The following is a 211-nucleotide window of genomic DNA, read 5'->3' as shown; positions in this document are numbered from 1 at the left end:
CTGGTGCTGAACTCCGCAAAACTGACTTTTCCGTTCGCGTTCACCGCCGTCTGCTGGCTGGCCGTTTTCGCCGATACCTGCACATCTTTCACCGCCGCCGTGCTGGTTAAGGTCGCGGTGACCTGCCCCTGCGCGTTACTCACCGGATTGCTCTGTTTCGTCAGTTTTAACCCGTCAGCTTTTGCGTCGGTCTGCCAGTCAATGTCGATCG

At 57.8% G+C, this 211-nt stretch carries 1 protein-coding gene; it reads right to left on the bottom strand.

Going from position 1 to position 211, the window contains the following annotated elements:
• On the bottom strand, positions 1-211 hold a 211-nt coding region (locus ACGF49_RS25555; RefSeq protein WP_387493665.1), incomplete at both ends, for a hypothetical protein.

It is taken from the genome of Photorhabdus sp. RM96S, from assembly GCF_042879335.1.
GTDB classification, from domain to species: Bacteria; Pseudomonadota; Gammaproteobacteria; order Enterobacterales; family Enterobacteriaceae; genus Photorhabdus; species Photorhabdus kayaii.
The sequence above is the reverse complement of the archived record's forward strand: the minus strand, read 5'-3'. Positions and strand labels throughout refer to the sequence as shown.